Raw genomic sequence first — 20,897 nt, 5'->3', positions numbered from 1 at the left:
CTATTCAATTTCTAAAATATCATCATCTACGTTAATAAAATCGCCCTCATTCGCGATGATTTTTGTGACAATACCATCCTCTTCAGCGGCAATAGGAATCTCCATTTTCATGGACTCTAAAATCGCAACATCTTGCCCCGCTGTCACCTTTTCTCCTTGTGCCACTACGATTTTCCATACTGTTCCTGCCATGCTTGCTTTTACTGTTGCCATATTAACCCCTCCAAATTGTTAGTGACTGTATTTAAGTGCTTAAAATCACACTTAAATCCACACACTGATTATCATTTTGTAACGCATGCTTACTCTCTCCAGGCTTTGCATAAGCTACTCAGTATGAAAACATCTTTTCGTCATCTCGTACTTTAAAGCACGGATGACGAATGCTCATGTCCTGAACTTAGTCTTATTTTGTTTCTGTTAATTGTGGTAAATAGAATTCCTCGACAAATTTTGTTGTTGTATGCCCTTGTAAAAATTGCTCGTGACTGACAGTTTTTAAAAGCATCGGTATATTTGTTTGAATTCCTTCAATTTTATATTCCTTTAGTGCCTGTATAAGGCGTTGACATGCAATTGCCCGCGTATCTCCCCATACGATTAATTTACTAATCATTGGATCATAGAAAGGCGTCACCGTCGTGCCTGCTTCTACACCGCATTCATGTCGAATGCCTTCACCTATTGGCAATACCAGTTCTGTAATTTTGCCTGGAGACGGGAAAAACGTTGTAGGGTTTTCTGCATAAATTCGTACTTCAATGGCATGCCCCTGTTTATCAATGCTGTCACGTGTAAAGCTCAATGACTGTCCCGCAGCTACTTTTAATTGCTCTTCCACAAGATCCAGTTTTGTTATTTCTTCTGTGACGGGATGCTCGACTTGCAAACGTGTATTCATCTCTAAGAAATAAAAATTTTGCTCTGCATCGACTAAATATTCTATTGTTCCTGCATTGACATAACCGATATGCTTCACTGCCTGTACAGAAGCTTCTAACATCCTTGCTCTCGTGTCTTCAGAGATAAATGGAGAGGGAGCTTCCTCCACCACTTTTTGATTGCGTCGTTGAATGGAGCATTCTCGTTCAAACAACGGAACGACATTACCTTTGCTATCTGCAATAATTTGCACTTCCACATGATGTGGATTCGCAATAAAACGTTCCATGTACATCGTGCCATCACCGAAAAATGATTGTGCACGTTTCTGATTACCCTCGAATGCTTTTGCGAGCTCTTCTGCATCTGTCACCAGTTGCATGCCGATGCCACCACCACCAGCAGAGGCTTTAAGCATAATGGGATAACCTAAGCGTGAAGCGATTTCAACTGCTTCTGTTACATCTTTAACAGGCGCTTCTACCCCTTCTACAATCGGTACACCCGCAGCTTTCATCGTTTTACGCGCTTCTAATTTACTGCCCATTGACGCAATCACAGTTGCACTTGGTCCAATAAATACGAGTCCTGCCTCCGTACAACGTTTGGCAAAATCAGCGTTCTCTGATAGTAAGCCATACCCTGGATGTACGGCATCAGCACCGCTTTCCTTAGCGATTTCAAGAATGCGTTCAATATTTAAATAGCTTTGTACAACAGGTGGTTTACCTACGCAGTATGCTTCGTCCGCATCTTTGACATGTAAACTTTCTGCATCCGCCTCGGAATAGACCGCAACCGTTAGAATATTTAATCGCTTACATGTGCGTATAACCCGTCTAGCAATTTCTCCACGATTGGCAATTAATACTTTTTTAAACATTATGTTGCCCCCTTCCTATTTCACCTTCACTGCTGCCAGAAATTCTTCGCGTAGCTTAAATTTCTGTACTTTTCCTGAAGCAGTCATTGGGTAGCTATCGATAAAGAAAATATGTCTTGGAATTTTATGTTTGGAAATTTTATCGCGACAAAATGCTCGAATTTCTTCTTCTGTCGCCTGTTCCCCTTCTCGTAAAATAATCCATGCTGCCGCTTCTTCTCCATACTTAGGATCGGGAACACCAGCGACCTGCACATCTGCAATTTTTGGGAACGTGTATAAAAATTCTTCAATTTCACGTGGATATAAATTTTCTCCCCCACGAATAATCATGTCCTTCAAACGACCGGTTACTCTGACATAACCATCCTCATCCATCGTCGCTAAATCACCCGTATGCAGCCAACCGTCTTGATCGATTGCAAGTTGAGTTTCTTCTTGGTTGTTATAATAGCCTTTCATCACATGGTAGCCTCTTGTACACAGCTCTCCTTGCTCGTTTATCGGCGCTTCCACATCTGTACCAGGAACAACAATTTTAACTTCTAGATTTGGTAATGCTCGACCGACCGTTTCTACTTTTAAATGCAATGGATCATCTGCTCGCGTTTGTGTAATAACAGGTGAAGATTCCGTTTGACCATAACAAATGGTTATGTCAGTCATCCCCATTTTTTCGATGACCGCTTTCATGACTTCGATTGGGCAGTTAGAGCCTGCCATTACGCCCGTACGCAATGTCGATAAGTCGTATGACGAAAAATTCTGTAAATTCAATTCACTTATAAACATTGTTGGTACACCATGTAATGCTGTACATTTCTCTTTTTCAACTGTTCGTAACACTTCCTCAGGTGCGTATTCTTGTACTGGGACCATTGTTCCACCACTTGTCGTAATGGCTAGTGTACCGATGACACAGCCGAAACAATGGAAAAATGGCACAGGAATACATAAACGATCTTCTGAAGTTAGACGCATACATTCAGCGATGTTAACGGCATTATTAACTAGGTTATAATGTGTTAACATCACACCTTTTGGAAAACCCGTTGTTCCTGAAGTATATTGAATATTAATGACATCATCATAATGTAATGAAGCCTGTATTTCCTCTAATTGCTGCTCTGTTACTTGCTTTGCAGCTGCCAATACATCTGACCAATTCAGGACACCTGGGTATTTTGTTTCGCCAATTAAAATAACATTTTTTAATAGAGGTAGTCGCTTCGATTGCAAATTACCCGGTTCACAATGTTCAAGCTCAGGACATATTTCTTGGAGTGTATTTATAAAAGAATGGTCGCGAAAATTTTCGATTAAAATAATCGTCTTTGCATCGGATTGTCTTAGTAAATATTCCAGCTCATGGGCACGATAATTGGTGTTGACAGTGACAATTGGCGCACCCATTTTTCCTGTACCAAACTGTAACTGTACCCACTCTGGAACATTTGTTGTCCACACGGCAATATGGTCCCCTTTTTCAATACCAAGGGACAGTAACCCCCTTGCCACTAAACGACTTTGCTGATTTAATTCCTCATAAGTCAACCGCAAGTCTCTATCTGCATACACGAGCGCTTCATGTTTAGGATATTTTTTAGCCTGTTCATCGAGCAATTGACCAATTGTTTGATACACAAGTTCTGCCATGAAAATCCCCCTTAAATATGCTATTTAATTTTTAACAGCCAATTAGACGAGAAATAACGAGACGTTGAATTTCAGATGTTCCTTCACCGATTTCCATTAACTTAATATCACGCAAATGACGTTCTACATCATATTCCTTCATATAACCTGAACCACCATGAATTTGAATGGCTTGATTACAAGTACGGAAGCCCATCTCAGAAGCAAATAATTTCGCCATCGCTGCCTCTTTAGCAAATGGTTTTTTCTGATCTTTAAGCCACGCTGCTTTATGTACTAGCGTACGAGCTAGCTCAATTTCCATTGCCATATCTGCTAACTTAAACTGTATTGCTTGAAACTTGGCAATTGGTGCCCCAAATTGCTCTCTTTCGTTCGCATATTTTAATGCCTTTTCATATGCAGACTGTGCAATGCCGACTGATAACGCGGCTATGGAAATACGACCACCATCTAATGTATTTAAAAATTGGCTGAATCCACGTTTTTCGTCCCCTAATAAATTCGTTCTTGGTACGCGAACATTTTGCAAAATAATTTCACAAGTATTGGAACCACGCACACCCATCTTGTCATAATTACAATTGATTGTGACACCAGGGGTGTTCGTTGGCACGATAATGGATGAAATGATTTTTTTGCCATCTTCACGTTTACCTGTTACTGCCGTGACAATAATTTGGCGCGCATGACCTGCATTAGTTATCCAGCATTTTTCACCGTTAATTACGTAATCATCACCGTCTATAACTGCTGTTGTACGTGTACCGCCAGCATCAGACCCCGCATTAGGTTCCGTTAAGCCAAAAGCACCTAATGTTTCCCCTTTCGCTAAAGGAACAAGCCATTCACGCTTTTGCTCTTCCGTACCAAAATTATAAATAGGAGCGGCGCCTAAGCTCACTGCTGCTGCATAGCTTAAACCCGTACCACCACACGCACGTCCAATTTCTTCAACAGCAATTGCATAGGAAACCGTGTCTCCTCCAGAACCACCATATTCCTCTGGAAACGGGATACCCAATAAGCCTAGCTCAGCCATTTTTTCAAAGCTTTCTATTCTCATTGTTGATGTCTCGTCGACTTCACGAGCATAAGGTTTAATCTCTTTCTCTGCAAAATCACGTACCATGTCTCGAATCATCGCTTGCTCTTTCGTTAGTTCAAAGTTCATTCCCATTTCCCCCTAATATCCAATTTGCCATAGCGGAATTCATTCAGACGACAGTTACACAAAATTTAGACCGACTAGTCGGTCTGTATTAAACATTAATAAAACCAGCTTGTTCTTCTGGCTTCATCTTTACCATAAATTGAGTTGCTTCTTCCATAGCTTGGTCTGTCACAATTGCACGTAATATCATATCTGTAAATACTTCTGTAATTTCCTCCATTGTTAATGGACCCGTTTGTTTAAACCACATATATGTCCAGTTGATCATCCCTACAATGGCCATAGTTACAATTGTACAAGGCAATTCCGCACGAAAATCCTTTGTCTGCTGCCCTTCTTCAATTACCTTTTGTAAAATATCCCGATATTGATCCCGCTTCTTATGGATGATTGCACTATATTCTTCTGATAAAGAACGGCTTTCCTCATAAAATACGGTAATATGAGATTGGTACACATCAAACACTTGTGTCAGCGTTTGAAGCATTGCACATAAGCGTTGAATCGGTGTATCGTATTTGTCATACGCTTCCTGTGACTGTTTAATTACATAGGAAATAAATACATCATGAACCTCATACAACAATTCATCTTTCGATTTAAAATTATGATAAAACCCACCTTTTGATGCGCCAATATACTCCACAATGCGTTCAACCGTTACATTATGATAGCCATCTTGCTGAAACAGTACTACAGAAGCATCTACAATTCTTTGTTTTAACGTTTTTTTTACCATAGGCACCTATCATCCTTCTTTTATAACACTTACCCCTTTGTTCCCTATAACTAGGACTAACATTTTCTTAATTTTCCTAATTATAAAAACTATGACACTTTAAATATAGCATCACAAAAAATCACTGTCTAGTTTAAAAAAGAATTTTAATGACATTAAAAAGAAAATAAACTACATTAAACAGAATAAAACAATGTGCCACTTTCATAAAACACATACAATAACTGTATGCACACCAGTTAAAATTCATTCCTTGCGTGCCAGTCACTCAAACAACTCACATTTTAAAAATACATCGAGGTATTTTGTCGACTTTGCCGTAATGAGCATTTGCTGATATAACCTTAAACAAACAAAACCAGCAAAACACCTTTCCGATGTCTCACTGGTTTTGATGAAATTCCTCTTGAATTGTAGCTAGTTCAACGTGATTGCAAATTCCGAATTCGATGCTCCAACAAATACAACCGTTCCGTTCTTCGGCAGTATTACTTTGTTATTGCCGCTTACAACCGTAAAATTGATACATAATCCCTTGTCATCATACACCGCAAATGAACTATTCGATGGTAACTCCACGGTCATCGTTTTCCCTGCTAACGCTTCAGGGATTGTAAACCATCTCGCATGTCCATTCGCTTGTAGTGTAACTTTGGAGGATTGACTTGCATCAAGCGGTTTTAAGTTGGATTCACTTACGTATAAAAATCCGGACATCTCTAAAAACTCATCGTCACCTTCTGTATAGAAACGTGTTTCCGTCGTATCACGTCCACCCATCACAGGTATTTGGAGCTGATGCATCGCCGTGTTAGGACCTGTAATTTTACTGCTTCCCCAATAGCCTTCCATCGCTTCCTTGCTATTAATTTGGATAGGCACGATTGGTGCAAAATATAGCAAAGAACTAAATTTCTCACTCACAAGATAAAACTTGACGCCTTCTCGCTTTGCCCATGCGGCAGCTGTTTCCTTCGGTAGCACATTGTCTTCAAGTTTCTCGGCTACATAATGCGTAATCGCTATTTGCCCTAAATCTGGCAGCGACGAATATGTGCTCTCCTTTAAATAAGTTCGTCCATTCTTCTCCGTGACGAAATTGAACTTGGCGGTACCATTCTCATTCATAAAGCTTCCATCGGCAGTATATATATATTTTTCTTCTGGATTAGTTGGCAAGATTAGTTCGCCATTCTTCGTAATCTCTATTTTGAAATGACCGGAACTATTGCCGTAAAAACCTGCTTTCTTCGCTAGGTCTTGAGGCATTTTGTCCTTGACTGGCTTGCCAAAGGATTTACTCGGCTTGATGTCCTTAATTGTGCCCTTCTCTTTAAGCGCAGCGAGCAGTATTTCAGTCGCCATCAGTTGATTTGTCATGCTGCTACCGCCAGATGATAACACAGCCATTGCCATCTTCTGCTCAGGAAGTACGACCAGTGAAGCATGTTGCAGTCCTGTGTCGCCGCCTTTAGCCAAACCCTTTATCCCATATTCACTAAATGGATATAGTTTCACACTATCCCAACCAAGACCATAGTTGATAATACTATCTCCATCCTCTGGCCACATTCCTTTTTTATATTCCTCTTGCTCCATCGCCTGAACTGCCTTGTCAGAGAGGATTCCTTTTCCCTGCCCCATAAATATTTGTGAGAATTGCACGACATCTTCGGCAGTGGAAGAAATCCCTCCCGTACCAATCACATTCACTGATTCAGGTGGAAGCTGTCCTTGATACGTTGGAAAATAAAGTCCTGCCCGCTTATCGTTTTCCCATTCGTCCTGTGGCGTTTTCGTATGATTTAGCTTTAAAGGTTCTGTAAACTGTTGATGGATAAATTCCGTAAAGCTCTTACCACTGACTCTTTCGACCAGTATCTCAGCTAGCGTAAAACCGTCGTTGCAGTATACTGAGAACGCGCCAGGATCAGCCTTCAATTGTTGGTCGGACAATTGCTGTAACAAGTTATCATGGGCATAAGTATCATTATCGTTAAATAAAAAAGTATTACTAAACGTACTACCTTGCAAGCCAGAGGAATGGTTCAATAGCATACGTGGCGTAATGCTTTTGTAACGCTCGTCTTTCATCTTGAAATCAGGAATATAGTGGACAACAGGTGCATCCAAATCGACTTTTCCTTCATCGACCAATTTCATAATAGCCGCAGTTGCATACATTTTACTGACTGAACCAATCCCATATAGAGTATCTTTAGTCAGCGGCTGTTTGCCTTCCATATCATTCTTCCCTGTCTGACCTGACAAAACAAGTTTACCATTATCAATTAGCGCATACTGCACGCTAGTCGTCTCATAGGTATTCGTAAGTAGCGCAGCCTTCTCTTCCGCAATCTTTTTTAGTTCTTGACTAGCTAATTCCTGGCTAGCCACAACCGCAGTCTGACTGTTAGAAAACGCCAACGCCCCAGTTGGTAGACTTATTGTTAATGCTAATGTAGCGGCTAACACCGCAGATAGTTTATTTTTCATAATTGCCCCCTTAGATAAGTAATCGATTTCATTGCTTCTACCTTGTTTAGCAGTATAGCTCAACTAATCTAGATCAGAACCTCTCCTTCCAACTAATTTGGGTAATATTCACAATAAATCTGTTATACACAAAATAACACAGTTTTGTTATTACAGTCAAATATTTCTATTAATATAAATATCCAACAAAAAAACCACCTCCCAACTATAGAATGGAGATGATTTTAATCCCTCATAATTTATCGAACTTCAGCATTTCAGGGAAAATTTCAATTAATTTCATTATTTCTTATGTCCTCAATTAACATTTTTGACCCTGACATTCCTTTGTACGTCTACCAATTAATGTTCACATAGTCTTTAAGTGAGGTGATTAAAATAACGGTTAGTGGAGAGAGTTGGTGTTTTAGAGAAATTGGAAAGGTAGAAGGACTAGCAGAAAGTGTGGACTCAAACTTCTTATTGAGTAGAAATGGCGCGTGGACATAGGAATATTACTTTACTAATGTTAGGCAAAAACCCTAAAAACAAATTGGAGGACTTCCCTAATTTGTTTCTTAACCCCAAAACTGACAAAAAAATATCTCCCTATTGGATAAACAGATTATCTGTCTATCCAACAGGGAGCAAATCAAATGCAAGTATTTCATTAAGAGCGCTACGTTCTTTAACTTTAATTTCAGTTAAATAGCGATTTTATACCTCGTGTCTTTTAATTTGGTTGCTTTGTTAGCTGTTCATATTCCAAATACCATACCGATGGCGGTAGAAGATATGAGACGTACGATCAGAATTGAGCGTGAGAATTAATTTTCCCATCCTACAAATTTGACAACTAGTTAACAGACAATGGGCAAACTCAAATTCCATTGAATTTGCCTATAGTCCTAAATCTTCAATTAAAATTTGATGATTTAATTATCAGAGTTAAAGCCTTTTAATAGATCTGCAAACGGATTATTCAAAGGTTCTTCTTCTTTGGCTTGTTGTTTCAAATACTTCTGCACACTTCGCTTATCCACTTTTCCGCCACCTTCTTTTTTACGTCGAGCTTCAAAGGCAGTTAGTTTCTCACGGTGACCACATTTACATACGAAGATTTGACCATCGCCTTCACCGCGTAACTCTAGTTTTTTCTTACATTGAGGACAACGAGCGTTCGTTATGCGAGCTACGTTTTTCTTGTATCCACATTCACGATCTTGGCAGACAAGCATCTTACCTTTCTTACCGTTTACTTCAAGCATTGGTTTGTTGCAATCAGGGCATGATTTCGTTGAAATATTATCATGCTTATACTTCTTATCACTGGATTTGATTTCTGCAACAATTTTTTTCGTGTGTTGCTTCATTTCATTGATAAATACTTCTTTCTTTAATTTCCCTTTTGCAATCAACTCCAACTTTTGTTCCCATTCAGCAGTCGTTGCAGGTGAGCGTAATTCTTCAGGCACTAAATCTAATAACTGGCGACCTTTTGAGGTAATATAAATTTCTTTCCCGCCTCGTTGCTCAATCATAAAGGAATTAAAAAGCTTATCAATAATATCGGCACGCGTTGCTACAGTACCTAATCCCCCCGTTGATTTTAAAGTATCGGCTAGCTGTTTATCATTACTTTCTAAATACTTTGTAGGATTTTCCATTGCAGATAGTAATGTTGCTTCATTGAAACGTGCTGGAGGCTTTGTTTGACCCGATGTTTGTGCAATTAAACGAACTTCTAATGTTGTGCCATTTTCGATTCGAGGGAAAACTTGCTCTTTTAAGTCGTCATTCGATTCCTCATCATCAAAGCGGTTTTCATATACTTCCTTCCAACCAGCTGCAATGATTGTTTTTCCTTTTGCAACAAAATTTTCATCACTAATTTTCGCGCGTAACGTTAATTGTTCAAATTCATGGGCTGGGAAAAATACCGCTAAGAAACGTTTGACAACTAAATCATAAATCTTACGTTCTTTATCATTAAAGTTAGCGAAATTTACGTATTCTTCAGTTGGAATGATCGCATGGTGATCAGAAACTTTAGAATCATCTACGAACGCTTTAGTTGCTTTTATAGGTTTAGATAATACTTTGTTAGCAAACGGGCGGTATTCGCCAATTCCGCATGCTTTTAGACGTTCTGGTAACGTTGCTACGATGTCGCTTGAAATAAATCGTGAATCAGTACGAGGATACGTTAATACTTTATGTTGCTCATATAGCTTCTGCATAATATTTAAAGTTTCTTTTGCAGAGTAACCAAAAATTTTATTCGCATCGCGTTGTAATTCTGTTAAATCATACAACCCAGGTGCAAACGATTTTTTAGGCTTACGCTCTACTTCAATAACCTTTGCGTTGTTGTCACCTAGTTTTTTTATGATGTTATCGATTTTACCTTTTTCAAAGCTACGGCTATTGCCTTTTGCATCTTGCCAAGTAAGTTTTAATTCATCTTTTGTTTTTGCTTCAATACCGTAATATGTTTGAGGTTTAAAATTTTTAATTTCATCTTCGCGAGCTGCAACCATGGCAACAACAGGTGTTTGTACACGCCCGCAGTTTAATTGGGCATTAAAACGTGTAGTTAAAGCACGTGTAGCATTCAATCCGATATACCAGTCAGCTTCACTACGAGCTACAGCAGCATGATATAGATTTTCATAATTTTTGCCTGGCTTAAGATTTGCAAAGCCCTCTTTTATTGCTTTGTCGGTTACAGAAGAAATCCATAGACGTTTGATTGGCTTTTTAGTGTTTGCTTTTTCAATGATCCAGCGTGCTACTAATTCGCCCTCTCTTCCAGCGTCCGTAGCTACAATTATTTCTGTTACATCATTACGAGTTAGTTGCGATTTGACCGCATTATATTGTTTGCCTGTTTGCTTCATTACAACCAATTTCATGCGTTCCGGAAGCATTGGTAAATCTTCTAAATTCCATGTTTTATACTTCACGTCATATACTTCTGGGTCCGCTAATGTTACAAGATGTCCTAATGCCCACGTCACAATATATTTGTCGCCTTCTAAAAAACCATTCCCTTTTTTTGTGCATTTTAGTACATTTGCGATGTCACGCGCAACGGATGGTTTTTCGGCAATTACTAAACTTTTCGCCATATTTTCATACTCCTTTACTTACAACTGTCATGTTAAATATACCACAAGTAAAGAGTTAAATTTTTTTAGCTACTCTTACTGTAGGAGTCATAATGGACATAACCTAGTTATTGGAAACCTTACGTACATCAGTTGAATTTGCAATATAACATTTTATTAAGTATCCTTATAATTTCATTGCAGTCAACTGGTTCAATATTCAAAACATGATTTATCATACAATTTATATGTATGCCCATTCTCTTTAAAAAAATAGGTAGACACAGATAAATGTGCGCAGAAGAAATGTTGTGTGAAATTGATTAGTTACGTCTTGAATTTTCTTTTTTTCATCTAGTAAAATGTACATAAGCTAGTAAAATTCTTAACTGTTGCATCATTCATCGTTCCATTCCTCATATTTGCCTATGTTGTATAAACATTTACATAAAAAGTATTTTTAAAACTGCATACTCCTATTCCCTTAACATATATTGAATTGCCATAATATTCACAAAATTATGAAGGAGGAAAAGAAAATGCAAGCTCAAGACTTTAGACCACGAAATGTGATTATTATTACGATTATTGTTGTTTTATCACTTATTATTGGTCACGCGATTTATGTAGATTATATTGAGGTTTCTTCATATGCAAATGAAATCGTTGAATAAGTTCTAAGGTATTCCATTGGATTGTGTAAAACTGAATCACGTGATGCGTGTGGCAGTCATTAATATGTAAGTGGAATCATCCCATAAATTTATTTTTATATCGTAAAAAAGAAGAATCTGCATAGCACTCTTTACTGTTACGAGAGGCGTATAGGCAGATTCTTTTTTCTACACTTATGGGAGTTTATAGTGCTTTAATGGTGTGTTGCCTTGCTTCGCGGGTAAAGTGCTTTGCTTCGCGGGTATTCTGCTTTCTTTCGCGGGTAAACGCCTTTGCTCCGCGGGTATTCTGCTTCTTTTCGCGGGTAAACGCCTTTGCTTCGCGGGTATTCTACTCCCTTTCGCGGGTAAACGCCTTTGCTCCGCGGGTATTCTGCTTCCTTTCGCGGGTAAACGCCTTTGCTCCGCGGGTATTTCACTCCGTTCCGCGGATATCACCATGCATTACAGGAAAATCATTTCACTCACCTATTCAGCTGTTTGCGAAGATATTGTTGATGGTCAAGTATGTGTTGATCGTTTGGTTTATGGTGGCGTGCTGCTTCATTGTGTTCATAAGCATTTTCATAAAGCCGTAAACGATCATATAGTAGACTTAATTGATAATGTGGTATCCATGTTGAGTATGCTCGTTTGTAAACGCCGATAGTGCAAGGCGTTACTTGTAAAGCTTGGGAATACCAATAAATTGCTTCCTTATTTTTCGATTGCTCCATAAAGTGATGGCCGATTCGACAGCATGTTTCCGGTTTTGGTTGATCATACAATAATGATTGAAAAACAGCCTGTGTCGCATTCTTGGTATCTTGTAATTGCTCATAGCAATCTGCTAAATTTAAACAAGCCTGAACTTGTTCCTCGGATGTTTCGAGTGCTGTATCTAAAAATGTATGATAGTGATTAATCGCTTCTAAAAAACGACCGTGTTGTTTTAATTCATTTGCATAGTGAAAAAAATCTCTTGGCGCAAATGAATATCCGTCTGCAATTAAACGCTCATAAATGCGTAGATTACGAGCTGTTTGCTGCTTTACTGGTAAATGCACAACTGCTACATCACTTTTACAGATGTTACCTGTTACATCCAAAAACTCATGTACTGCTCCTCGCCACTGATAATGACGTGCACGTTTTACTAGACGGTATCTTTTTTCACTCATTGCTACAGTGCCATCCGCCTCTAACATTACAACATAATCCATTGAAACTGCATCAATGCTTGGATAAAGAAATTGCTTTAATTGTACTAACTTTTGCTGATCTTCAGATGTGAGCACATCATCAGCATCTAGCCAGAAAATATAATCTTTCGTTGCTTGCTGGAAGGAAAAATTACGCGCCTTTGCAAAATCATCGCACCACGGAAAATCAAAAATTCTAGAGGTATAGTGCTGTGCAATATCCTTTGTACGATCAGTTGAGCCCGTATCAATAATATTGATTTCATCCACTACATGTTGGACGGAATCCAAACATCTTTCGAGCAAACTTTCTTCATTTTTGACAATCATACATAAACTAATCGTTATCATTAGGACCCTCCTTTATGTAAGTAATATATGCAGGCTATAAAATTTGCACGCTGTTATCTAAATGCACAAAAAAACGAACGGCACTTGTACCGTTCGTTCTCGCATTTTATAAATATTGTGCACGCCATTGTGGCTGCTCTTGGTCTGTAAGTTGCCGTTCCAGCTCTTCATCCCATTTATTTAACAAGGTATTCCATACACGAACGTAGAAAATATCTTGGTCCTTATCGTAAAGAAGAAATTCTAGACATGGAATATCATTGATTTGTTTCGCTTCTGATGTCACAATGGTTTCGATTATTTTCTGTGAGCTAGATGCTTCTTGCTCTTCTTGCTGTAAAGCTATAAGCAACATTGCTTCATCAAATTGTTCTTGCTGCTCCGCCTCTTTATCAACATAACGATAAGGAGCTGGCAACTCATCAAACTCCTCTATATCCTCTTCTCCAGCAGGGAGTATGGCTTGGTGGCATGGACTAAATAACAAAGTCGCTGTTTCGACTTCTAGCTCCTCTTCGAAAATGCCACGTGCCAACTGTTGTTGTCCTTTAGGGGTTAATGTATAGAAGCCCTCCGATTGTTCGATAAGGCGCACGCGAGACATTAATGATACTAAATCCTCAATAAACAGTGGGTCTACTAGTAACAGCTCACTTAACTCCTGCACATTTTGAAATTTCGCTTCCTGCATGCTTATTAACAGCATTTGCATCAAGACATCCATCGTAGAGCGACGAATCGGCTCATATGTTACCTCAATGGTACGAATTGGAATACACCAATCCGTTGATTTTACTATTTTGACATGACGATTTTGCTGTAACTCTCGCATTAAACGTTGCTGTATTTTCAACACCCTACATCACCTGTCCTTTATGATTACGTAAGCCATTGTAGGATTTCACCGTTGTTAAAAGATTGCTGTACATATCACGTGTATCTTGATGTTTCGCACGTTTTGCAAACATATCAGCACTACCGACAAGCATTAACAGTTCTCGCGCACGAGATAGTGCGACATTTAACCTGCGATAATCTCTCGCAAAGCCAATGTCCCCTCCTTTTGGCGTATTCCGCACCATACTAACTAAGATGACATCCATCTCCATCCCTTGGAACTTATCGACTGTGCCCGTTCTAAATTGAAGATGTGGTAACTGTAATTCCTGTTGGAGAAGGCGATTGATTTTCTTCACCTGCTCGCCATAGAAGCTAATAACGCCTACACTTTTCTGTGCATCCTGTGGTATGCGACCAGCCTTTTTCGCCTCCATCACGGCAGTATTCAAATCCGTTAAAATATGACGAATTGTTTGTAATTCTCCTTCATTATAACGACTTGTGCCGCCCTTAACTTGTTCCTCTAAAAACGGTTTTTCCGCTGGCATATCGATCCATAGCAAATGATCATCACGACCGACAAATTGCCCTTCTAAGCCATGGTCACGGGCTGCATCCGAATCTGGTAATCCACATTGCAGGCCGTTTTCTTCCTTGGCGTAAAATGGTGTAATGCTGTGCATAATTTTTTCATGCATACGATACTGCAATGCAAGCATTTGCTTATGTGTTGACGGTAGGTTATTAAATAATCGCTCAAATAGCGATTCACGGAGCAAGCTTTTCAACTCTTGCGCCCCATCAAAATTAGGATTTTCTTCTAGCATGCCTTTCAACGTTTCCTCCAACGTATCATCCCCAAGTAATGGTGGTAACTGATGATGGTCACCCACTAAAATTATTTTTTTACCTTTTAACATTGGTAATAATAGCTCTGGCGGTGTAGCCTTAGATACTTCATCAATAATCACAACATCAAACGTTGGATAGTTTTCCATAAACTCCTTGCTTGCTGAAGCAACGCATGTTGTGCCGATTACGTTGGCATGACGCACATACAATTTACGAATTTCATCTAAATCATATTCCGTGGCGTTTTGCAGCTTATCGCGCCATTGCTCTTGTAATTTCTTACGTAGAGGTAGCTGCTGTTGTTTTCGATGTAGCTCTTCTAAACTAGCATTTGCTGTTTGAATAGCTTCCTTCACTTCTTCTAATGTGCGCTCTGGCGTGGATTGTAGCAATGTTGTTAAAGCCGTTAGTTGTTTTTCCTTTTTAAGTCCTTCTATATTAATAGCTTTAATTTTTTCTTCTAACTGGGCTAGCTCTTCGTCAATCTCTTGTAAGCTTGCCTTAGCTGTTTGATGTGCCGCTCTTTTCGGTAAGAGCTGTGTATTTGCTTGTTCAACAGCCTGAAACTGCTGACGGGCTGTTTGCACAGAGGATTGCGTTGTAGTTACGAGCATTTTCAACTGCTCTACGGATTCTTCTGGTATAGCCTCAGCTTGGAATGTATCTGCAAGTTGTTGTAAACGCTCGGTATGAGTTAAATATGGCTGCAATTGACGCTGCAAGCTTTGTACATCGAAGCTTGTAATCGCACATTCTTGGTGTATTAAACTTGCGATACTTTTACGGAGCGACTCAAATTCACGATCTTTATGCTCCTGTTGTTGGCGAAGTGCCATCCCCTTTTGCCACACAAAATCGCGACGCATATACAGTCCCAGTAAATAGCTTTCTAACTGTTCCATTGGCGGTGTTTGCCCTTCTTGAAATGAGGCATTTAGCTGTGCAAAGACGCCGGTTAAATTTTGTAGGGAGAACGATTGAACAGGCTGTTGACGGCTTTTCGCAAGGGCCCGCTCTTTCCCTTCAGGTGAAACCGACGCTTCAAGTTTTGCAATCGCTTTTTGTAGACGCGTATTTATGGTTGCCCATGCTTCTAAATCTTTGGCATCCTCTAAATGCTCTAGTCGTCGAATTTGCTGTGCTAACACAGCTGAAGGTTGAACGTGATAATGCTGTAAAAACCGTTGAATACGTTCATAGGATGTTAATGAACCGATATAATTTTGACTTTCCTTCATTAAAAGCAAACGCTTATTTTCTTGTTCATATTTCGCTTGAATATCTTGAAACTGCGTTGTGAGCTCTTGTTTTTCTACAAGTAATTTTTTATATTGAATAGCCGTTTGCCATTGCTCTATTTTGATGGTGCTGTCTTGAATCGTTTGTTGTAACTGTTCAGCAGATGCGTATTCAGCTACTATTTGCTCCTGTGATTGAATAGCGGACGCTAACTGTGCAAGCTGTTTTTCATAGTGCTCTTTTTGTGCTTCACTCGCTTCTTTTTCCGCTTTTGCCGTTTTTAACTCTTTTTTTAGCGATTGTATTTCTTTTTGTAAAATCGGTTCATCTATTGCCGCTTGCTCCTTAGCAGCAATTTCCTTTGTTAGTTCTTCGAGCCACGCTTGCAATTTCGCTAGCTCATCAGTTGTTTTACTTATACTCACTTGTAATTCTTGTTCACGTTCAGTAAAAGCCGTAATTTCTTCTTCAACAGCAGCTAATGTTTGCTCACGCCAATGTAGGGCAACATTTTCCTCAATGAATTTTTTCCCCTCTTCTTCAATACTTTCTGTTCGGCCATATCGTAAAATACGAATTTCTTGATTGGAGAGAAGTCTTCCTAAGGCATTATCTACAGCTAAGTTTGACTGCGAGGCAACGAGTGTTTTTAAGCCTGCTTTTACGTTTTGCTGGCAAATCTCTGAAATAACCGTTGTTTTCCCAGTTCCAGGGGGTCCTTGAATAACATACAAATCTTCTACAGATAATGCGCCGATTACAGCTTTCCGTTGATATTCATTTAAATTATTATGAAACTCAATATCGTCACGGAGCTTTGCTGTACGGACAGTCGGACGCTTTTCGAATAAAATCGTCTCTAAGTTAGCATTTACTGCTTCGCCCTTTTCAAGCTTTGTAAAGCCGTTACGTAAGCGTCGAATTTGACTTAGTGTCGCAAAATTACTAAAGCTTGCTTGTTTTGAGCGCAAGTTTAGCTGGTCTTTGCGCGCTTGCTCCTGTGCAAAAGGCTTTAAGTCAATTTCCACTGTTTGCTTACCCGCATTCGCCTTTAACACTTGTCCAATTTCACCACGTACCCCTTGGATGCTCACACTTAATCCTTCGAGTTGCTTCCATTCCTTCGCCTTCACATATGGACATACAAGTGTTAAACGTGAGAAATCTTCATTATAGTAGCTTTGTTTAAAGTCCGTATGAATATCATCAATTGTCGCATCACGTTCTTGAATTTTTAAATAGCCTTCCCAGCTTGCAATACGCTTTTTCACATATTCTGTCCGTTCCTCTGCAATCGGTAGCTCTCTAATTTTCGTGTGAAGATCAAGTGGGATTCCAGCGCCATTATTGGGCTTTGTGACAAATTGCAATGCCGCTGGTAAACGACGATTCGTACTAATTGGACCACGCATATGTACAAAACGAATATTTGTTGCTAATAACCCTTCCACTTTTAGCACGCAATCCATAATCGCTGTTTTTCCTGCCAATATACTGTCTAACTTTTCATTATGCTCTGCATTAAAATAAATCGATAAAAACGTTTCGCCAATTGTTTTTGCTTTTCTTTTTTCAATATAGACGGTCAATGTTTTTTGTAACGCAAAAAAGGCATGCTCATTTGCTGAGCATTCCTCTACCGCCTCCTTCGCCTTATTCGTCAAAATTAAATTACAGCGTTGTTTCTCTAGTAAAGCGATGTTCTGCATGAGCTGCCCTCCCTTCCGATTTCACTAAAGTATTATTTTATCATATCGTAAAAGGAATTCTGAAAAGAAAAATCCCCTGCACAGTGATTTCCTTCCACTGTACAAGGGACTTTATAATATTGCAAAATTACGCATCAGTGTAACTCTTGCTCGTCATAGCTGTTTAGGAACAGTACTTGCCTTTGTTTAATGTTGGTCTATTGTTTCTTTCGGTAATGATTTACTCATTTCGCAGTACTGAACAAAAACGCGAGCCATTTCACGTAAACGATTATGAACATCCTCGTCTACAATTTTATTGTCTGCATCAAAATGTGATGTATGTGTATAGACATAGTTTGGTGTTACAAGCGCACGGAAGTAGTCTAAAATTGGTTTTAGTTGATTTTCAACTACTAAATGGTGCTGATATGTGCCACCATTCGCTACGATAGAAACAGGCTTATAACGCATCGTTTTCGGATGTAAGAAATCAAATGCATTTTTTAACACACCTGGAATTGAAGCTTGGAAAATTGGCGTAGCAATAATATACGCATCCGCTTCTTCAAATTTTTGAATCATTTTTTTCATATCATCATTTAATGGTGAACCATCGACAATTTGATGCTTATATTCACTAAAATGCATAATTTCTAAGTCGAAACTAGCATCGAATTCTTTAATATAATGCTCTACTTGCTCTAAAATAGCACCAGTTTTACGCCCAAACATTGTGCCATCAACGAGTAAAATTTTCATATTCATTTTGCCTCCACATTCATCTTCTACAATAATATTGTAACAAATGAATAGAGTCACGGAAAGAATTGTAGCAGTCAAAACATGAAATTCAGTCTTTAGGCGGAATGATATGAAAGGAACCTATTTTTCATTCTCGCGATGAAATGTCACCTCTTTGTCTACTACGCTTTCCTCTACTTTAAATTTATCTCGATTAATGATGACCTCTCGATTTACCTTATCCGCTTCAGTTACATCTGCACCTTTTCGCTTTTGCCAATTAAATAGCTCCTCACGCGTAAATTCTTCATGAGCCACTTTTGGAAAATTCATTGTAGCTAGTTGTTGGGAAGGATAGATGGTCACTGGTTGCTTCTTGCCATGTAATGCAATAACAATCATCGCTTTTGCCACCTGCGAAGCATTGATAGAGCGCATACGTTTTAATGGTCCTACTAGCAAAGGTTTAACAAGTTTTAACACCTTTTCGCCCGCCTTTTCGCCAAAACGAAATTCATCTCGATGCCCTACTAACAGCGATGGACGAATAATGGATAAGCGTTGCATACCAAGCTCTATTAAAGCCTGCTCCAGCTTACCCTTTACCCGATTGTAGTAAATTTTTGACCGTTCATTCGCACCCATTGCCGTTATAATAAGCAAATGTGGAATCCCTTGTTTTTTTGCTAATGAAGCAATAGCTAGTGGGTATTCAAAATCCACTTTTTCAAATTCTTCACGTGAGCCAGCCTTTTTGATCGTTGTACCTAAACAACAATATAGCTCATGCGCAAATTCAATATCTTTTTCTTCTAGTGTGTCGAAGTTACGAATCTTGACCTCTAACTTCGGGTGTTCATAGTTAAGCTTTCTTCGTGCAATAACGATTACCGAAACGTATTCATCATTTTCACATAACTGTTCTATGAGCGAGCTTCCCGTTAATCCAGTGGCTCCCACGACAATTGCCGAACGCATACCCAATTTCATACTCCTCCTATCTGCCTTAACATAGACAATTACTAGATATGTATATTAGGAATAAGAACATTTGCTTATCCTCTCTATTATTCATCGGTACGACAAACGCCATTTTTGAAGTTTCACTGCATACTTTATTTATCTAATGTTAATTTTTACACATACTTGCCCATTTTTCACCATAATTTAAATAGACAGATGAAAGGATGGGATACATTTGCAAAACGAAACACAAACAATAAAACCGAAAAAATCGATTGTTTTCATAATTGAAAGCTGTATTGATAAAGGGCTGTATCCTTTTGAACGGGTTGCAACTTTGGCTAAGTTGCTTGTGCAAGAGGACGTTTTCATATTCGTCAAAACCCCTTCTAATGATGGGATTCAAATTTTAATGAATCACAATCTTTCACCAATACTATTCGATCTTTTTGACGAATTACCTAAGCAAATCAAAGCCATACAGCCTGATTTAATTGTCAGGGACGGTCGCAACTCCGAAAGCTGGCAAGTGGAAAGTTTACGACCATTCTGTAAAACGATAATTCATTTTGATGATTTTGGTGATGGTGGCCAAGCCTGCGATTGTGTGTTACTCGCACTCTATCAAGAAGTAAAAGATTATTTTCCATCTCATTATATTGGTGGCAGTTTCGCCTTTGCATTACCAGCAGCCTATCAACATTCTGAATCATTACCTGATGTTAAAGTCCCTGAAAACCCGCCTCATATTGTTGTTGCTTTTGAGGATGGGGACGAGCATAACTTAACGTATCGAACTCTTCGCCACTTAACCCAGCTACAAATCCCACTACAAATTACAGTCATGATAGATGATAGCTATCGCCATGCGACGGATGACTTGCAAATGATGGTACTTAGTCGTCGTAATACTGCCATATTGCGTGATAAAGACGCACTTCTCAAATTATTGCCCAAAGCCGATGTCATTATTTGCAATGCGAACTATACACCTTATAAAATTGCTTCTTACGGTGTGCCTTGTATTACACTTGCACAAACGGAGAACGAGCTATTACATGCTTTTCCTCGTGAGCATAATGGCTTTATTCACCTTGGTCTCGGCCGTAAGATGAAACAATCACAAATACAAAATGCGGTGATGGAGTTTTTATTGCATGAGGCTCGTAGTGAGCGGGCTGTAAAAAAACAGCGACAGCTGAATCTCGCAAGCAATAACCAAACATTGGAATCATTATTACTCGATTTCGCTTATGATCGACATAATATCGCTTCAACTTAGTGATTCTTTGAAGGTGAATATGATACAATATATTAGAATTTTTCACTTCTTTTCCCCTTGCTTCTAGTTGATTGTAGGCTAGAATTTTCAAGGGAGTTTAAAGCATCAGTACCCGATTGATTTTAACAATTAAGCGGTGGGGGATGATAAAACCTCCATCGCTT

General features: G+C 39.0%; 14 protein-coding genes. 2 read left to right on the top strand and 12 right to left on the bottom strand.

The window, feature by feature from the left end; genetic code table 11:
- The 7 genes from MKY08_RS01955 to MKY08_RS01925 all read right to left on the bottom strand — a co-directional run bounded on the left by MKY08_RS01955 (position 1) and on the right by MKY08_RS01925 (position 10,940).
- Entirely contained in the window at positions 1-213 is a 213-nt protein-coding gene (locus MKY08_RS01955) for an acetyl-CoA carboxylase biotin carboxyl carrier protein subunit (RefSeq protein WP_069512902.1), read from the bottom strand.
- 193 nt (positions 214-406) lie between these two features.
- Positions 407-1,765: an acetyl-CoA carboxylase biotin carboxylase subunit gene (locus MKY08_RS01950; protein WP_069512903.1), complete on the bottom strand. Its 1,359-nt coding sequence runs from the start codon at positions 1,763-1,765 to the stop codon at positions 407-409.
- A 15-nt stretch (positions 1,766-1,780) separates the two neighbouring features.
- Complete coding sequence (locus MKY08_RS01945) at positions 1,781-3,421, bottom strand: AMP-binding protein (RefSeq protein ID WP_069512904.1); 1,641 nt, start codon at positions 3,419-3,421, stop codon at positions 1,781-1,783.
- A 31-nt stretch (positions 3,422-3,452) separates the two neighbouring features.
- Positions 3,453-4,595, bottom strand: coding sequence for an acyl-CoA dehydrogenase (locus MKY08_RS01940; protein ID WP_024362792.1), 1,143 nt, complete (start codon positions 4,593-4,595; stop codon positions 3,453-3,455).
- Positions 4,596-4,683: 88 nt separating this feature from the next.
- Positions 4,684-5,334 carry a TetR/AcrR family transcriptional regulator gene (locus tag MKY08_RS01935; RefSeq protein ID WP_069512905.1) on the bottom strand — a complete coding sequence of 217 codons (651 nt, stop codon included), beginning with the start codon at positions 5,332-5,334 and terminating at the stop codon, positions 4,684-4,686.
- Positions 5,335-5,751: 417 nt separating this feature from the next.
- The gene (locus MKY08_RS01930; protein WP_069512906.1) at positions 5,752-7,830 is read right to left on the bottom strand and encodes a serine hydrolase domain-containing protein; all 2,079 of its coding nucleotides are present in this window, start codon (positions 7,828-7,830) and stop codon (positions 5,752-5,754) included.
- A 914-nt stretch (positions 7,831-8,744) separates the two neighbouring features.
- On the bottom strand, positions 8,745-10,940 hold the full coding sequence (locus tag MKY08_RS01925) for a DNA topoisomerase III (RefSeq protein WP_069512907.1): 2,196 nt from the start codon (positions 10,938-10,940) through the stop codon (positions 8,745-8,747).
- 518 nt (positions 10,941-11,458) lie between these two features.
- Between MKY08_RS01925 and MKY08_RS01920 the strand changes: the two genes are divergently transcribed.
- Positions 11,459-11,593, top strand: a complete 135-nt coding sequence (locus tag MKY08_RS01920) for a hypothetical protein (RefSeq protein ID WP_256093212.1) — start codon at positions 11,459-11,461, stop codon at positions 11,591-11,593.
- Between the two features lie 464 nt (positions 11,594-12,057).
- Here the strand turns inward: MKY08_RS01920 and MKY08_RS01915 are convergent, their stop codons facing one another.
- The 5 genes from MKY08_RS01915 to MKY08_RS01895 all read right to left on the bottom strand — a co-directional run bounded on the left by MKY08_RS01915 (position 12,058) and on the right by MKY08_RS01895 (position 19,466).
- Positions 12,058-13,125 carry a glycosyltransferase gene (locus MKY08_RS01915; protein WP_069512909.1) on the bottom strand — a complete coding sequence of 356 codons (1,068 nt, stop codon included), beginning with the start codon at positions 13,123-13,125 and terminating at the stop codon, positions 12,058-12,060.
- A 106-nt stretch (positions 13,126-13,231) separates the two neighbouring features.
- Positions 13,232-13,981, bottom strand: coding sequence for a hypothetical protein (locus MKY08_RS01910; protein ID WP_069512910.1), 750 nt, complete (start codon positions 13,979-13,981; stop codon positions 13,232-13,234).
- Position 13,982: 1 nt separating this feature from the next.
- On the bottom strand, positions 13,983-17,765 hold the full coding sequence (locus MKY08_RS01905) for an AAA domain-containing protein (RefSeq protein ID WP_069512911.1): 3,783 nt from the start codon (positions 17,763-17,765) through the stop codon (positions 13,983-13,985).
- A gap of 186 nt (positions 17,766-17,951) precedes the next feature.
- The gene (locus MKY08_RS01900; RefSeq protein WP_024362785.1) at positions 17,952-18,506 is read right to left on the bottom strand and encodes an NADPH-dependent FMN reductase; all 555 of its coding nucleotides are present in this window, start codon (positions 18,504-18,506) and stop codon (positions 17,952-17,954) included.
- Between the two features lie 123 nt (positions 18,507-18,629).
- Positions 18,630-19,466, bottom strand: a complete 837-nt coding sequence (locus tag MKY08_RS01895; protein ID WP_342534980.1) for an NAD(P)H-binding protein — start codon at positions 19,464-19,466, stop codon at positions 18,630-18,632.
- A gap of 220 nt (positions 19,467-19,686) precedes the next feature.
- Here MKY08_RS01895 and MKY08_RS01890 point away from each other — a divergent pair, with 220 nt between their 5' ends.
- Positions 19,687-20,733 (top strand): CMP-N-acetylneuraminic acid synthetase, encoded by a 1,047-nt coding sequence (locus tag MKY08_RS01890; RefSeq protein ID WP_069512913.1) that lies wholly within the window; start codon positions 19,687-19,689, stop codon positions 20,731-20,733.
- Positions 20,734-20,897: the final 164 nt, after the last annotated feature.

The sequence above is a fragment of the Lysinibacillus sp. FSL M8-0337 genome (genome assembly GCF_038593855.1).
GTDB lineage: Bacteria > Bacillota > Bacilli > Bacillales_A > Planococcaceae > Lysinibacillus > Lysinibacillus sphaericus_D.
The sequence above is the reverse complement of the archived record's forward strand: the minus strand, read 5'-3'. Positions and strand labels throughout refer to the sequence as shown.

Coding starts and splice junctions, on each gene's coding strand:
- MKY08_RS01930 (WP_069512906.1), bottom strand. CDS start 7,830: ATGAAAAATAAACTATCTGCGGTGTTAGCCGCTACATTAGCATTAACA.
- MKY08_RS01925 (WP_069512907.1), bottom strand. CDS start 10,940: ATGGCGAAAAGTTTAGTAATTGCCGAAAAACCATCCGTTGCGCGTGAC.
- MKY08_RS01950 (WP_069512903.1), bottom strand. CDS start 1,765: ATGTTTAAAAAAGTATTAATTGCCAATCGTGGAGAAATTGCTAGACGG.
- MKY08_RS01900 (WP_024362785.1), bottom strand. CDS start 18,506: ATGAAAATTTTACTCGTTGATGGCACAATGTTTGGGCGTAAAACTGGT.
- MKY08_RS01895 (WP_342534980.1), bottom strand. CDS start 19,466: ATGCGTTCGGCAATTGTCGTGGGAGCCACTGGATTAACGGGAAGCTCG.
- MKY08_RS01915 (WP_069512909.1), bottom strand. CDS start 13,125: ATGATAACGATTAGTTTATGTATGATTGTCAAAAATGAAGAAAGTTTG.
- MKY08_RS01945 (WP_069512904.1), bottom strand. CDS start 3,421: ATGGCAGAACTTGTGTATCAAACAATTGGTCAATTGCTCGATGAACAG.
- MKY08_RS01905 (WP_069512911.1), bottom strand. CDS start 17,765: ATGCAGAACATCGCTTTACTAGAGAAACAACGCTGTAATTTAATTTTG.
- MKY08_RS01920 (WP_256093212.1), top strand. CDS start 11,459: ATGCAAGCTCAAGACTTTAGACCACGAAATGTGATTATTATTACGATT.
- MKY08_RS01940 (WP_024362792.1), bottom strand. CDS start 4,595: ATGAACTTTGAACTAACGAAAGAGCAAGCGATGATTCGAGACATGGTA.
- MKY08_RS01955 (WP_069512902.1), bottom strand. CDS start 213: ATGGCAACAGTAAAAGCAAGCATGGCAGGAACAGTATGGAAAATCGTA.
- MKY08_RS01935 (WP_069512905.1), bottom strand. CDS start 5,334: ATGGTAAAAAAAACGTTAAAACAAAGAATTGTAGATGCTTCTGTAGTA.